Source organism: Paenibacillus sp. 01T431 (genome assembly GCF_056398625.1).
This window is the reverse complement of sequence record NZ_JBFTPT010000056.1, coordinates 1-902: the sequence shown is the minus strand read 5'-3', so window position 1 is coordinate 902 and position 902 is coordinate 1. Positions and strand designations below refer to the sequence as shown.

At 37.8% G+C, this 902-nt stretch carries 1 protein-coding gene; it reads right to left on the bottom strand.

All coding sequences use genetic code 11. The annotated features are described in order from the left end of the window. Positions 1-232: 232 nt before the first annotated feature. A complete protein-coding gene (locus tag AC1DM9_RS34360) occupies positions 233-583 on the bottom strand; it encodes a bleomycin resistance protein (RefSeq protein WP_477512843.1) in 351 nt (116 codons plus the stop codon). Positions 584-902 lie beyond the last annotated feature (319 nt).

Below are 902 nucleotides of genomic sequence, written 5' to 3'. Positions count from 1 at the left end.
ATAAATCTGTAATGGTTCCATACAGATTATTATATCTATTTTTATAGATTTGTAAATATAAAATGTGCTGTTTTCTCCAATATCTTTTGACAAGAACTTGAAAAATCTATTGCCTGTACCGACTTTTGTTGGAGAAATCTGCCCGTTAGTTCAATAAAAAGAGCAGGCATCGCAGCGCCTGCTCATCATTTGTGTTATTCCACTATCGTTCTCCGATAGCTTAATGACTATTTCACGCTTCTTGTGCTACCCTGAACATATGCCCATTAACATCTCGAAATGTGAACTCTCTTACGCCCCAGGGTTTTTGTTCAATATCTTGCACAATGTCTAGTGCTTTACTTTTATACAATGTATAAATTTCATCTATATTTTGTACAAAGAGATAAGAGTGAGCTCTATAAGTTGTGAACGATTCCTGTACATCCAGATGAAATTCAATATCACCACATTGGATTGCGGCATAGCCATTGTCATCCCATATCCAAGCCACCTTAAACCCAAGCACATCTAGGTAAAATGCAAGGGATTCATCCATATTACGTACGGGTAAAATCGGAACTTGACATTGAATGTTTAGCATAAAAAATACCTCCCCCCAGCTGGTTCATCAATAACAAAGAATATATTCGTTGAGTCTTTATAATTTCCTCTATTCTCATTGTTCAGTTCTCCTGCCCGTTAGCGTAATGAAAAAATGGAGCAGCTGCCGCAGCAAACTACTCCATGTTTGTTCAACTATCGTCTCCCGTTAGCTAAACATTCCTGTTGAGGCTAAGAAATAGTCTTTGTCAAAAAAGGAGCACCTCGGTATGATGGGTTTGTCGACAACACATCAAGGAGGCGCTCTTACTATGAAGTTTAAGCAATCAGACGCACAAAATCAACGGATTGAACAAATT

Coding starts and splice junctions, on each gene's coding strand:
- AC1DM9_RS34360 (WP_477512843.1), bottom strand. CDS start 583: ATGCTAAACATTCAATGTCAAGTTCCGATTTTACCCGTACGTAATATG.